The sequence below is a fragment of the Streptomyces sp. NPDC043176 genome (genome assembly GCF_056436715.1).
Genome location: NZ_JBWKCA010000016.1, coordinates 45,488 through 59,177, shown reverse-complemented (window position 1 = coordinate 59,177; position 13,690 = coordinate 45,488). Strand labels below are relative to the sequence as shown.

Below are 13,690 nucleotides of genomic sequence, written 5' to 3'. Positions count from 1 at the left end.
CGAAAGGTTACGAAGACATGGCCGTGAACGTCCGCATCCCCACCATCCTCCGCACCTACACGGGCGGTCGGTCCGAGGTCCAGGCCGAGGGCGTGACCCTCGCCGAGGTCATCGCCGACCTGGAGAAGAACCACACCGGCATCGCCGCCCGCGTCCTGGACGACCAGGGCAAGCTCCGCCGCTTCGTCAACGTCTACGTGAACGACGACGACGTGCGCTTCGAGCAGGGCCTGGAGACGGCCACCCCGGCCGGCGCCGGCGTCTCGATCATCCCGGCCGTCGCCGGCGGCTGACCGCCGGGCGCGGTGGCGGCCGGCCGTCGCCACGGTGCCGGCGGCCGCTGAGCCGTACGAGGCGTAAAGCGTCCCCTGTTTCTCGAATTGCCCCTTCCGCGTCCATAAGCGGAAGGGGCAATTCTGCATGGTTGAGCGGGGTAGAGTTGGGGAAGTCCCCTCCGCTGCTCATGCCGGACGCATATGAGAAAGCGTCCCCGCGCGACAAGAAGCAGCCAAAGTCCCTGTGCGTTGTGCGCGTTCTGCGCCTTTTGCCGGGCCCGACTTGCCCCGGCATCCAGGGGATTCTCCCCAATTCCCCTTTCCGTCGCGCCGAGATTTCTCGCTCGAATGACCTGTTGCAGAGGGCAGTTGGGCAGATACATTCAGCGGCGGTCGACGCGTTCCGGCGCAGGGTCTGACCCGGGTCCGCGAAGTGCGGTCCCGCGCAAGGGCCAGTAACAGGGGAGTTAGGCATGGCTCAGGGCACCGTCAAGTGGTTCAACGCGGAGAAGGGCTACGGCTTCATCGCGGTCGACGGTGGTGCGGATGTTTTCGTCCACTACAGCGCGATCCAGATGGATGGCTACCGCAGCCTCGAAGAGGGACAGCGAGTCGAGTTCGAGATCTCGCAGGGCCAGAAGGGTCCGCAGGCGGACATGGTCAAGCTCGCCGTCTGAGCGCGGCGCGATCGGCCACCGACGCAACGCCGTCGAGGGGTCCGCATCCCTGAGGGGATGCGGACCCCTCACGCGTTCCCGCACGGCACCCGCTCCTGGAGTCCCGCGCGGACCGGGTCCCGTACGGGACCCGGTCCTGGTGGTCGCGCGGACCCGCTCACGCGTTCTCGCGGGGGACCAGGGCCGGGGTCCCGCGCGGACCGGGTCCCGCGTTCCCGTACGGACCCCCTCGTGCGTTGCCGCGCGCCCCCGCGCGCCCCTTCCGCCACATCCCGATCGTCGAGAGTCGCTTGCACTCTCCTATGCCGAGTGCTAATCATTGGCGTTAGCACTCGGAAGGTGAGAGTGCTTACGAGGATCGGGCAGACGAGGTCCGCGGCCAGGTGGGGCAAGGAACCACAGGGCACGCAGGCCGTCCGTCGCGGGCGTCGGCGCGGTCCTGGAGCGTTATCCACCCCATGTCCGGGAGGACCACTTCACATGGCCAAGATCATCGCGTTCGACGAGGAGGCCCGGCGCGGTCTCGAGCGCGGCATGAACCAGCTCGCTGACGCCGTCAAGGTCACCCTCGGCCCCAAGGGCCGCAACGTCGTCCTCGAGAAGAAGTGGGGTGCCCCCACGATCACCAACGATGGTGTCTCCATCGCCAAGGAGATCGAGCTCGAGGACCCGTACGAGAAGATCGGCGCCGAGCTGGTCAAGGAAGTCGCCAAGAAGACGGACGACGTCGCCGGCGACGGTACGACCACCGCCACCGTCCTCGCCCAGGCGCTCGTCCGCGAGGGCCTGCGCAACGTGGCCGCCGGTGCGAACCCGATGGCCCTCAAGCGCGGTATCGAGAAGGCCGTCGAGGCCGTCTCCGGCGCCCTGCTCGAGCAGGCGAAGGATGTCGAGACCAAGGAGCAGATCGCTTCCACGGCCTCCATCTCCGCCGCCGACACCCAGATCGGCGAGCTCATCGCCGAGGCGATGGACAAGGTCGGCAAGGAAGGCGTCATCACCGTCGAGGAGTCCCAGACCTTCGGTCTGGAGCTGGAGCTCACCGAGGGCATGCGCTTCGACAAGGGCTACATCTCGGCGTACTTCGCCACCGACATGGAGCGCATGGAGGCGTCGCTCGACGACCCCTACCTCCTGATCGTCAACTCCAAGATCTCCTCCGTGAAGGACCTGCTCCCGCTCCTGGAGAAGGTCATGCAGTCGGGCAAGCCGCTGCTGATCATCGCCGAGGACGTCGAGGGCGAGGCCCTGTCGACCCTGGTCGTCAACAAGATCCGCGGCACCTTCAAGTCCGTCGCGGTCAAGGCCCCGGGCTTCGGCGACCGTCGCAAGGCCATGCTGAACGACATCGCCATCCTCACCGGCGGCACGGTCATCTCCGAGGAGGTCGGCCTCAAGCTGGAGAACGCGGGCCTCGACCTGCTGGGCCGCGCCCGCAAGGTCGTCATCACCAAGGACGAGACCACCATCGTCGACGGTGCCGGTGACAGCGAGCAGGTCGCCGGTCGCGTGAACCAGATCCGCGCCGAGATCGAGAACTCCGACTCGGACTACGACCGCGAGAAGCTCCAGGAGCGCCTCGCGAAGCTGGCCGGCGGCGTGGCCGTCATCAAGGCCGGTGCCGCGACCGAGGTCGAGCTCAAGGAGCGCAAGCACCGCATCGAGGACGCCGTTCGCAACGCGAAGGCGGCCGTCGAGGAGGGCATCGTCGCCGGCGGTGGCGTCGCCCTGCTCCAGGCGTCCAACGTCTTCGAGAAGCTCGAGGCCGACCTCGCGGGCGACGAGGCCACGGGTGCGAACATCGTGAAGCTGGCCCTCGAGGCCCCGCTGAAGCAGATCGCCGTCAACGCCGGCCTCGAGGGTGGCGTCGTCGCGGAGAAGGTCCGCAACCTGCCCGTCGGCCACGGCCTGAACGCCGCGACCAACGAGTACGTCGACCTCATCGCCGAGGGCATCATCGACCCGGCGAAGGTCACGCGCTCCGCGCTGCAGAACGCCGCGTCGATCGCCGCGCTGTTCCTCACCACCGAGGCCGTCATCGCCGACAAGCCGGAGAAGGCGTCCGCGCCGGCCGGCGGCGGCATGCCGGGCGGTGACATGGACTTCTGATCCTCCGGGATCGGTGGTTCATCGCTGAACGCGACCGAGGGCGGCACTCCCATCAGGGGGTGCCGCCCTCGGGCGTTCGGCGGATGCTGGAAGGGGCAGTCACGGTGGAGGGCCGCCGTGCGGGGGCGTACGGAAGGGGTCGCGACCATGGTCACCCTGCTGACGACGCCGGCCGATCGCGAGCTGGTCATCACGCGCACCTTCGACGCCCCGCCGGCGCGGGTCTGGGAGGCCTGGACGGTCCCCGAGCACGTGCGCGAGTGGTACGGGGCGGCCGTCCTGAGGACGACCGTCGTGGACATCGACCTGCGGCCCGGCGGCGCCTGGCGGTGGGGGCAGACCGCGCCGGACGGGCAGGAGATCGTCTTCTCCGGCACGTACGAGGACGTCGTCCCGGTCGAGCGGCTGGACTACACGGAGGTCTTCGAGCAGATGCCGGACTCCGAGCCGGTCCGGGTGAACCTCGCCTTCGACGCGACGCCCGACGGGGGCACGGCCCTGACCAGCACGTCCTTCTGGCCGTCGAACGACATCAGGGACCAGGCACTGGCGGCGGGCATGGAGGCGGGGGTGCGGGAGCAGTACGACCGGCTCGCGGAGTACCTGGCGTCGATGTGAGGCGCCGCCGGCCGGGGTCGATGTGAGGCGCCGCCGGGGGGGGCACCGCGGGCGGGCCCGGCCGCTGCCGGGCCTCGTCGCCGGGCTCAGGCGGCCGCGCGGTGCCCGCGGAAGGTGCGGCGGTAGACGTCCGGGGGGACGCCGAGGGCGTTGTGGAAGTGGCGGCGGAGGGTGGCCGCGGTGCCCATGCCGGTGCGGGAGGCGATGAGCTCCACGCTGTCGTCGGTGGTCTCCAAGAGTTCCTGGGCCCGGTGGATGCGCTGGGTGTGCAGCCAGCGCAGCGGGGTGGTTCCGGTGGTGGCGGTGAAGCGGCGGGTCAGGTTGCGGGTGCTCATGTTCACCCGGCGGGCCAGGTCGGGGACGGCCAGCGGCTCGTGCAGCCGGGCGCTCGCCCAGTCGAGGAGGTCGGCGAACGCGTGGCCGGTGTCGGCGACGGTCGGCGCGGCGACGTACTGGACCTGGCCGCCCGCGCGGCGGGCCGGCACGAGCAGCCGGCGGGCCAGCTCGGCCGCGACGGCGGCGCCGTGGTCGGCGGCGACGAGGTGCAGGCACAGGTCCATGCCGGCGGCCTTGCCTGCCGAGGTCAGCACGTTCCCGTCCTCGACGTAGAGGATGTCCGGGTCGACGTCCACCCGGGGGTGGCGGGCCGCGAGGTCGTCGGTGTGCGCCCAGTGCGTGGTGGCGCGGCGGCCGTCCAGGACCCCGGCGGCCGCCAGGACGAACGCCCCGGTGCACAGGGAGACGAGCCGGGCGCCCCGGTCGTGCGCCGCGCGGACGGCGGCGAGCAGTTCGGCCGGCGGTTCGGCGTCGACGTCCGTGCAGGCCGGGACGATCACGGTGTCCGCCTCCGCCAGGACGTCGAGTCCGTGCGGGGTGTCGATGCGGAGCCAGCCGCTGTTGAGCCGGTCCGCGCCCGGCGGGGCGCAGACCGTGAACTCGTACCATCCGTCGGTGATCTCTCGATCCACGCCGAAGACCTCGCAGGCCGCCGCGGCCTCGAACAGCATGGCTCCGTCGTAGACCGCGAGGGCCACAGATGTCATGCCGGTGAGTCTACGCAGCGCGCCTGAACAGGGCCGCCCAGAGGAACGATTCGCCGAACACGGGGGACTCGGCCGGCTCGTCGCGCATCCGGCGCACCTCGACCTCGGTCAGGTCCGCGAAGATCGCGCGCAGCGAGTCGTCCGTGTACGCGAGGCCGCCCTCCAGCTTTCCGCGCCGGTAGAACTCGGCGTCCGGGAGCTCCGAACCCATCCCGCCCTCGCCGGCCGCGAACGTCGTGAGCGCGAAGTGCCCGCCGGGCGCCAGGACCCGGTCCAGGAGGGCGAGATAGCCGACGCGGCGGTGCGGCGGCAGGTGGTGGAAGCACCCGGAGTCGTACACGAGGTCGTACGGCCCCTCCAGTGCGGCCGCGAACACGTCCCCGCACACGAACCGGACGCCCTCGGCCCCCGCCTCCCGGGCCCGTTCCTCCGCCCACTCGATCGCCTCGGCGGACAGGTCCACCGCGTCCACCTCGTATCCGAGCGACGCCAGGTACAGCGCGTTACGCCCCGGCCCGCACCCCAGGTCGAGAGCCCTCCCTCGCCCCGGCAGCAACTCCCGCCCCACGTACTCCACCAGACTCTCGTCCGGCTTCTCCACGAAGAACGGCACACCCTTCTCCCGGTCCCCGTAGAACCCGTCCCACCACTCCGCCCCCTCCTCGGTCCACCGGTCCGCCCCGGGCGCGAACAGCCCGTCCAGCAGCGCCATGACGTCGTCGATCGTACGGATGTCCCGCTCCATGTGGATCTCCCCTCCGAGTCCCTCAAGGATAGAGGCGAAGGCGGTAAAAGCCCAGGTCAGATGGGGTATGCGGCAGTGCTGTGCGGGCCGTGGGCGGGTGTCTGACGGCGCCCTGGACCGCCCCGGCGGGCCTGGCGTCCGGGCCCCCTGAGGGTCGCTCCCAGGGCCGGGGAGGGGTCTTTTCGGGGGGAGCCGAGGTCACTGATCCCACGGATTCTCCGGTGACCGCCGCTCGGTGGCGGCACGGAGGAAAGGCGTCAATCTGGCGGGTGCCGTGGCGTCGGGTGCGGGCCGAAAGTGGCAGGTGACGAAGGGGACTTACAGGGGCAGACCGGTCGTGTGGGGCGTGGGGTGGTGTCCGGTGGTGTCCGGGTCTGTCCGGTAGGTGGTGGAGGCGATTGGCCGGACTGGCGGGTTGCCCTCGACTACGGCCACCGCTAGCGGTATTGGCGGCTCCCCCAAGGCTCTCCATCATCGGGCGGATGGGACGGAGCGAGCTCCGGGGAGGGAGCAGCCGTGCGGATGACGGGCGTTCTGGCGGGGGGCTACAGGTGAGGTCGTTCACCGGGCAGCGGCTGGCGGGGCTGATCGCGGCCCGGACGGGGCAGCCGTCGCTCGGTCACGACGCTGCGGTCGTGGGGCGGGTGCTGCCGTTCAAGGTCAGCGCGCATGTGGCCGACGAGCTCGTGGACTGGTCGAGGGCGCCCGACGATCCGCTGTACCGGCTGGTGATGCCGCACCGGGACATGCTGGCGCCCGCGGACTTCGCCGCCGTGGAGGCGGCGTTGCGGGGCGGGGACCGGGTGCGGCTGCGGCTGGTCGTGGACGGGCTGAGGGAACGGCTGAACCCGCATCCGGGCGGCCGGCTGCACCTGAACGTGCCGGAGGACGGGTGGGGGCTCCAGCACGAGTACCCGGAGACGCTGCTGGTCTTTCCCCGGGAGGGGCAGACCTGCCACGGGTACTGCGCGTACTGCTTCGGCCGGCCGCAGTTCACCGGCGACGCGGCAGGCCGGCAGGCGGTCGGCGGACCCGGGGTGATGACCGGGCACCTGGCGCGCCATCCGGAGGTCACCGACGTCCTGTTGACCGGCGGCGACCCGCTGGTGATGCGGACCGAGCTGCTCGACGCGTACGTCGCACCGCTCCTCGACCTGCCCCAGGTCCGTACCGTCCGCATCGGGACCAAGGCGGTGTCGTTCCAGCCCGAACGCTTCCTCACCGCCCCCGACGCCGACGACCTGCTCCGGCTCTTCGAGCGCGTCGTCGCCTCCGGGCGGCACCTCGCCCTGATGCTGCACGTCTCCCACCCGCGGGAACTCCACCCCGAGCCGGCCCGCCGCGCCCTGCGCCGGCTCCGCGCCACCGGCGCGGTGCTGCGCACCCAGGCCCCCGTCGCCCGGCACGTCAACGACGACGCCGGGGTCTGGGCCCGCATGTGGCAGGAGCAGGTCGAACTGGGGCTCGTGCCCTCCTACATGTTCGTGGAGCGCGACACGGGCCCCCGCCGCTACTTCGGGCTGCCGCTCGCCCGCGCCCTGGACGTCCACGCCGACGCCACCCGCCGGGTCTCCGGCCTCGCGCGGACCGCGCGCGGCCCGGTCATGTCCACCGAGCTCGGCAAGCTCGTCCTCGACGGCGTCGCCCACCTCCCCGACGGCCCCGCGTTCGCCCTGCGCGCCCTCCGGGCCCGCGACCCGTCCCTGGTCGGAACCCTCGCCCACGCCCGCCTCGACCCGGCGGCCCAGTGGTGGGACGAGCTCATCCCGTACGGGCCCCGGGACCAGGCCCTCATCCCGGGCAAGCCGCTGACCCTGGAGGGAGTGACGGGCTGACGCGCCGGGCGTCGGACGGGGCCGGCGCGTCAGCCCTCGGACGCGTCAGCCTCCGGTCGCTCGGCCCCGGGCGCCCAAGCGGCGACGCTCGGCCCCGGCACTCGGGCGACGGGGGCCCGGTGGGCGCTGCGCAGGCGGGTCAGGTCCTCAGGAGTGAGGCGGAGGGCGCCGGCGGCGACGTTGGCGGCGAGGTGGGCGGGATCGCCGGTGCCGGGGATGGCGAGGAGGTGGGGGCCCTGGTGGAGGGTCCAGGCGATGCGGACCTGGGCGGGGCTCGCGCCGTGGGCCTCGGCGACGGCGAGGACGTCGGCGTGTTCGGCCGCGGTGGCTCCCGTCTCGCGGCCGGCGGCGGCTATCGCGTAGAAGGGGACGAACGCGATGCCCTGCTCTCCGCAGTGCCGGACGAACTCCTCGTACTCGGGGCGCACCCCGATCCCGTACATGTTCTGCACGCAGACGACCGGGGCGATCGCCTGCGCCTCGGCGAGCTGGGCCGGCGTGACGTTGGAGAGGCCGAGGTGGCGGATGAGGCCCGCCCGGCGCAGTTCGGCGAGGGCGCCGAAGCGTTCGGCGATCGAATCGGTGCCGACGATACGGAGGTTGACGACGTCGAGCCGGTCCCGGCCGAGCTGCCGCAGGTTCTCCTCGACCTGCGCGCGCAACGCCGCGGGCGTGCGGGCGTGGTCGCTCCAGGCGCCGGAGGCGTCACGGGCGGGACCGACCTTGGTGGCGATGACGAGGTCGTCGGGGTACGGCCCCCCGAGGGCGCTGTTGATCAGCTCGTTCGCGGAGCGCAGCGGGGAGAAGTAGAAGGACGCCGTGTCGATGTGGTTCACGCCGAGGTCGACGGCCTTGCGCAGGACGGCGATCGCCCGGTCGCGGTCCATCGGGACGGCGTTCTCAACAAGCGCCTCGCCGCGCTGCGGCAGCCGCATGGCGCCGAAGCCGATCCGGTTGACGGGGAGGTCGCCGCCGAGGAGCCAGGTCCCGGAGGCGGTCGCGTGTGCTGCGGTTTCCATGGGAGGTCCACCTTGCGGTTCGAGGGAAACGATCATTGTGCGGAAAGGGCCGGGCCGCCGCACCGGAGTTTCACGAAGTCGGCCGTGAAAGCGGGGGGTTGGCCCTACCTGCGACCCGCCTGTCTGCCGGATGGGAGCCGGGGTCGGGGTTCGGGAGGCTGTGCCCATGACGACGAACCGTGGACGCAAGGCTCTGATGCTCGCCCTCTCCGCCACCGCCGTGGCCGGTGTCGCCCTCGCCGGGGGCGGGGTCACGCCCGCCGTCGCGGCGAGCGGGCTCGAATGGGGGGACTGCGCCCCGGCGGTGAAGCCGCTGCCCGGACAGCAGTGCGCGATGCTCTCCGTACCCCTGGACTACGCCCGCCCCGACGGCGAGCAGATCCGGCTCGCCGTCGCTCGGCTGCGCAGCGACCGGCCCGAGGCGCGGCGCGGGACGCTGATGGTGATCCCCGGCGGCCCGGGGAGCTCCGGGGTGCAGCGGCTCGGGCAGAAGGGGGCGGCCCTGGCGAAGGAGATGGGCGGGGCCTACGACCTGGTGGCCTTCGACCCGCGGGGCGTCGGCGGCTCGGCGAAGGCCCGGTGCGGGTTCGCGGAGGACGACCGGCGGCTGGTGACGCTGCGGTCCTGGCCCGCGGCGGACGGCGGCATCGGCGAGAACGTGGCCCGGTCACGCCGGATGGCGGAGGCCTGCGAGCGCAACGGCGGCGCGATGCTGCGCGGCCTGACGACCGCCAACCAGGTGCGGGACCTGGACCGGCTGCGGCAGGCGCTCGGCGAGCGGAAGCTGTCGGCGTGGAGCGTGTCGTACGGGACGTACGTGGCCGCGGTGTACGCGCAGAAGTTCCCCGAGCGCACCGACCGCTGGGTCCTCGACAGCAGCGCCGACCCCGACCCGAGGCACGTCGCCCACGGCTGGCTGACCGGCATGGCCCGGGGCGCCGAGGACCGCTTCCCGGACTTCGCCGCCTGGGCCTCGGACCCGGCACGGTCGGAGGAACTCCGTCTTGCCGAACGCCCGGAGGAAGTACGGCCGTTGTTCCTGGACCTCGCCGCCCGCCTCGACCGGGCCCCGCGCCCGTCGACCACCCCCGGCGTCCCGCTGACCGGCACGGTCCTGCGCCAGGCCCTCCAGCAGGCCCTGTACTCCGACACCGCCTTCGAGCCCTTCGCCCGTCTCGTGTCCCAGGCCCTCGACCCGGCGGGCGTCCCCGCCCTGCCGCCCGAGCTGACCGGGCCGATGCCCGACGAGGCCGCGACGGTGAGCGTCGGCGTGATCTGCAACGACGTCGACTGGCCCCGCTCCGTCCCCGCCTACGAGCGGGCCGTCGCCGCCGACCGCGCCCGCCACCCCCTGACGGCCGGGATGCCCGCCAACATCACCCCGTGCGCCTTCTGGAAGGGCGGCGCCGTCGAGAAGCCGACCCGCATCACCGACCACGGCCCCTCCAACGTCCTCATGATCCAGAGCCTCCGCGACCCCGCCACCCCCCACTCGGCCGGCCTCCGGATGCGCGCGGCCTTCGGCGACCGCGCCCGCCTCGTCTCCGTCGACAAGGGCGGCCACGCCGTCTACCTCGGCAGCGGCAACGCCTGCGGCGACCGCGCGGTCACCCGCTTCCTGACGGAGGGCACCCGCCCGGCGGAGGACGCCCTCTGCCGCTGAGCCCTCCGCGGATGGATACGGGGAAGGGCCCGGCCGACTGGTGTCGACCGGGCCCTTCCCCGTACCGCTTTCCGCTACGTGAAGGCCTTGACGCTTCTCCAGTCGATGGAGAGCACGGTCTTCGCCGCCGCGAGGGTGTTGCCCGTGGACGGGTAGTAGACGCGCATGTTCCCGGTCGCCCCGTCCCGGGCCCACAGGTCGGGGACGTTGTTCCGGGTCTCGTCGGCGAAGTCGACCGTGTTCACATCGGGGATGCCGATGACGGCCGAGACGTTCGCCTGCGTCCAGCCGGTGCCGTACGAGACGTCACCCTGCCGGGAGGCGGCGGACGTCATCAGGGAGGCCAGGGTGACGCTTCCGGTGACGCTGCCCGGCTTGCCGTGGCGGATGTACATGACGCCGGTGTTGACGTCCCGGAACAGCAGGTCGGGGGTGGTGTCCTTGTCGATGTCGGCGAGGTTGACGATGTCGCGGCTGGTCCAGGTCTCGCCGGTCATCTGGGTGGCCGTCTGGAAGTGGGCTCCGGTGTAGCCGGAGAGGATCCAGAAGTTCGCACCCGCGCGGACGAGGACGTCGGGCAGCTTGTCGCCGGTGATGTCGCCGACCGCCTTCATCTGAGTCCAGGTCGACGGCGCCGGGGCGTTCGACGGCAGCTGGACGGAGACCCGCTCCTCGACGTTGAACGTGCCGTAGCCGTCGCCGGGGTAGATCCAGAAGGTGCCGTCCGGCGCGACGGAGAACAGGTCGGTGTAGCCGTCGCCCGGGTAGGTGTCGGCGTACTTGCTGATCAACGCTGTCTTGCCGGTGGTGGCGTCGTACCAGTAGCCGGGCGGCGGTTCCTCGGCCCTGAGGATGTTCGGGTCCTTGGCGTCGGGCCTGAGGACGTACGAGCCGCGCATGCCGCTGTACAGGTCCCCCCCTTCGATGCCGGCCAGGGACTGGAGGCTGCCGCTGGAGTTGATGATCAGGAGGTCGACGATGTTGTCGCCGCCGACGTCACCCGGGCCGTCCGCCTTGTCGCGGGGCCGGACGTAGAAGGCGTAGTCCGTGCGGCCGCTGACGTTGCCCACCGCGTCGAGGGAGAAGATCTGCATTCCGTTCGGGCCGGCGTGCGGGGGCCTCAGGTTGCTCACCGTCGCGACACCGTTGGTCGCGACCACGTCGGTGCTGCCGACGCCCTCGAAGTTGTAGCGGAACTTCGAGGCACCGACGGAACTGAACTTGATGGTGCCGGTGCCGCCGAACTTAACCTTGGACCAGGTCTGACCGTCGTCCGTGATCTCGGGGAAGTCGGTGCTCTCCACGTCGGGCGCCGGGGGCGCCGTGGTGTCGACGGTGAGGCGGCAGGGCTGGTCGCCCAGGGGGAACCAGCTGGAGAGACCTGCCGGGACATAGGAGTCCTCGGCCTGCACCACCCAGGTGTAGGTGGCGCCGTTCACCAGGCCGTTGACGTTCACGGTGGCGGTTCCGGCGGAGTTCGTGGTCCCCAGGTAGTCGACCGCGGTGCCGCCGACCTTCGTGACGCGGAAGCGGAGCAGCTTCAGGTTGAGGTCGTCGTCCTTCGCGTTGGCCGTGAGGGTGATGTTGGTCGACGCGATGGTCTTGGTGCCCGGGGCGATCACGCACGCTCCGCCGGGCGTGCTGTAGCCGCCGGTGGGTTCCTTGGGCTTGCGGTTGTAGTCCGCCTGGAACTCGGCGGAGGAGGCCTGGAACTTGCGCCAGGTGTGGGCGTCGCCCTCGCTGGTGGCGCGGAGACCGAAAGTGATGTTGCCCCAACCGCCGGTGGCGGCCTTCTGCGCGGCGGCCTTCACGTTCGTGTTGTCGAACATCTCGTACGCGTCGCCGCAGTTCGTGACCTTCGGATCGTAGCCGTGGGCGAAGCTCTTGTTCTGCAGCCACGTGGCCCAGCTCGGCTGCGCGTTCCACGTGGTGCCGGTGGAGATCCCGCCGGTCAGGTAGAACTGGAACTCTCGTGCGCTGCACGACCACGAGTGGTTGTTGAGCACCTTGAACGAGGCGTCGTAGACCGTGGCACCCGTGATGGTCTTGAAGTCCATCTGCCAGAACGAGCGGGCCAGACCACCGGTGTCGGTCTCGTATCCCACGCGGGCGTCCGAAGTGCCGGAGCTGAAGTTGGTGCCGTCGTAGAAGCTGCTGTTCGGGTAAGGCCGGTAGGCGGTCGTCCAGTGCTCCTTGGGGGTCTTCATCGTCGGGTCGACGAAGACGGGGAAGCGGACGTCCTTGTCGGTGAACAGCCCTGTCGCGGCCGCCCCCAGCTCCAGGCGCGCGTCGCCGGTGCCCTCGCCCTCCAGCCGGACGGGCACGGTGGCGGACTTGGCGCCCGGCTCGATGCCGCTCAGGCCGGACAGCTTCAGGACGTCGGCGGGGGTGGCCGTCGAGGTACGGGGTGTGGCCTCGGGGCCGGGAAGCTCGGGGTCGCGGCCACTGGAGTCCCAGGCGAACGGGGTGGGGATCGAACCGACGTCCTTGCCGGCCTTGTCCAGGATCCGTACTCGGCTGCCCTTGTCCTCGTACCGGAAGACGGCGGTATCCGAACGGAGTCCGTACGTCACGGTCCTGAGCGCCTGCTGCCGCGCCGCCTCGCGGGTCTTCACGATGAGGAGCTGGGCGAAGCCGCCCTCCTCGCGGGCGAGGACGAGCAGGTCGACGCCGGGGAGGACCTCGGAGTAGAGGGCGCGGGGGCCGTCGAGGACGGGCTCGGGCAGGGTGCCGGGCCAGGTGTACGCGACGGTGTGCCCGTCGACGTCCATCTCGGCCAGCACGGTGTCGCCGGGCCGCGGAGTCCGGGCGAAGGACCGGTCGGCGCGGGAGGCGTCGGAGCTGCCGCCGGAGAACCGTACGGGAAGAGCAGCGTTGACCGGCCGGACGGAGAGTCCGCGGGGCGCGTCCTTCGTCCGGACCAGCTTGTTGTCGATGGGCGCCCACTGGCCCTTGGCGTTCTTCGCACGCTTGGGGAGGGCACTGATCCGGGTCCGCATCAGCCCGTTCGGCAGGGCCCAGGTCAGTTCGGTGGCCGTGGTCGCCGTCTCGACGAGCACCGGCTTTCCGGTCCGCCGGGCCTGCTCCACCGCGGCCTTCGTGTCGCGCGGACCGGTCGAGGCGTGCTTCGCGTCGACCGGTCCGGCGGGTTGGGCCGTCGGTGGACCGTCGGGTTGCCACCAGGGCAACAGGGCGGCGGTGAGGGCGGCCAGAACGAGGCCGAGGGTGCAGGCCAGCCTGGTGCGCGTGCGCACGAAGGGGCTGAGCAGGCGGGGCGCGGTCACGGCGGTCTACTCCCGTGGGGACCAAGCGGAAAGGGGCAGCACAGACAGCCCCGGACGGCGGACCGCGGGGCACAGGCGCGCAAACGATCACACGGGCTTCACATCCTGTCCATCCATGAAGGTTTTATGAAGTCGTGACCTGAAGCCGGGGGTTCCATGACCGAGCGGGCACTAAGGCGCACGCTGGGGCTTTCGGGAGACCTTTAGGGCCTGGTATCTGGCAAATCGGATGATCCATCCGAAAGATCGCCGGGATGGTCTTTCGGTGCGTCATATCCCGTGTCCGACCTCACAGTCGAGGGATGGAACCGATCGCGACCGGTCTTGAGGCATGCGGTGTCGATGACGGAGGGTGCACACGCGTGCGCCCGTCACGGGCGTGCGCTCTTTGGTGTTTCCGCACCTCATCCGTTGTCTGGATT

10 protein-coding genes are annotated in these 13,690 nt (G+C 71.4%); 6 read left to right on the top strand and 4 right to left on the bottom strand.

Annotated elements, in window-relative coordinates; translation table 11 throughout:
- Positions 1-17 precede the first annotated feature (17 nt).
- From AC067A_RS24715 to AC067A_RS24700, 4 genes are all read left to right on the top strand, one after another.
- Positions 18-293, top strand: coding sequence for a MoaD/ThiS family protein (locus AC067A_RS24715; RefSeq protein ID WP_479244659.1), 276 nt, complete (start codon positions 18-20; stop codon positions 291-293).
- 455 nt (positions 294-748) lie between these two features.
- On the top strand, positions 749-952 hold the full coding sequence (locus AC067A_RS24710; protein ID WP_015035246.1) for a cold-shock protein: 204 nt from the start codon (positions 749-751) through the stop codon (positions 950-952).
- Positions 953-1,432: 480 nt separating this feature from the next.
- Positions 1,433-3,061: a chaperonin GroEL gene (groL, locus tag AC067A_RS24705; protein ID WP_479244658.1), complete on the top strand. Its 1,629-nt coding sequence runs from the start codon at positions 1,433-1,435 to the stop codon at positions 3,059-3,061.
- A gap of 147 nt (positions 3,062-3,208) precedes the next feature.
- On the top strand, positions 3,209-3,679 hold the full coding sequence (locus AC067A_RS24700) for an SRPBCC domain-containing protein (protein WP_479244657.1): 471 nt from the start codon (positions 3,209-3,211) through the stop codon (positions 3,677-3,679).
- A gap of 86 nt (positions 3,680-3,765) precedes the next feature.
- On the opposite strand, the gene AC067A_RS24695 is transcribed toward AC067A_RS24700, so the two are convergent.
- On the bottom strand, positions 3,766-4,722 hold the full coding sequence (locus AC067A_RS24695; RefSeq protein ID WP_479244656.1) for a helix-turn-helix domain-containing protein: 957 nt from the start codon (positions 4,720-4,722) through the stop codon (positions 3,766-3,768).
- 10 nt (positions 4,723-4,732) lie between these two features.
- On the bottom strand, positions 4,733-5,467 hold the full coding sequence (locus AC067A_RS24690) for a class I SAM-dependent methyltransferase (RefSeq protein ID WP_479244655.1): 735 nt from the start codon (positions 5,465-5,467) through the stop codon (positions 4,733-4,735).
- A 551-nt stretch (positions 5,468-6,018) separates the two neighbouring features.
- Between AC067A_RS24690 and AC067A_RS24685 the strand changes: the two genes are divergently transcribed.
- Complete coding sequence (locus AC067A_RS24685; protein WP_479244654.1) at positions 6,019-7,302, top strand: KamA family radical SAM protein; 1,284 nt, start codon at positions 6,019-6,021, stop codon at positions 7,300-7,302.
- A gap of 29 nt (positions 7,303-7,331) precedes the next feature.
- On the opposite strand, the gene AC067A_RS24680 is transcribed toward AC067A_RS24685, so the two are convergent.
- A complete protein-coding gene (locus tag AC067A_RS24680) occupies positions 7,332-8,321 on the bottom strand; it encodes an aldo/keto reductase (protein WP_479244653.1) in 990 nt (329 codons plus the stop codon).
- Positions 8,322-8,487: 166 nt separating this feature from the next.
- On the opposite strand from AC067A_RS24680, the gene AC067A_RS24675 reads away from it, so the two are divergent.
- Positions 8,488-9,984 (top strand): alpha/beta hydrolase, encoded by a 1,497-nt coding sequence (locus AC067A_RS24675; RefSeq protein WP_479244652.1) that lies wholly within the window; start codon positions 8,488-8,490, stop codon positions 9,982-9,984.
- A 74-nt stretch (positions 9,985-10,058) separates the two neighbouring features.
- On the opposite strand, the gene AC067A_RS24670 is transcribed toward AC067A_RS24675, so the two are convergent.
- Complete coding sequence (locus AC067A_RS24670) at positions 10,059-13,268, bottom strand: FG-GAP-like repeat-containing protein (protein WP_479244651.1); 3,210 nt, start codon at positions 13,266-13,268, stop codon at positions 10,059-10,061.
- Positions 13,269-13,690: the final 422 nt, after the last annotated feature.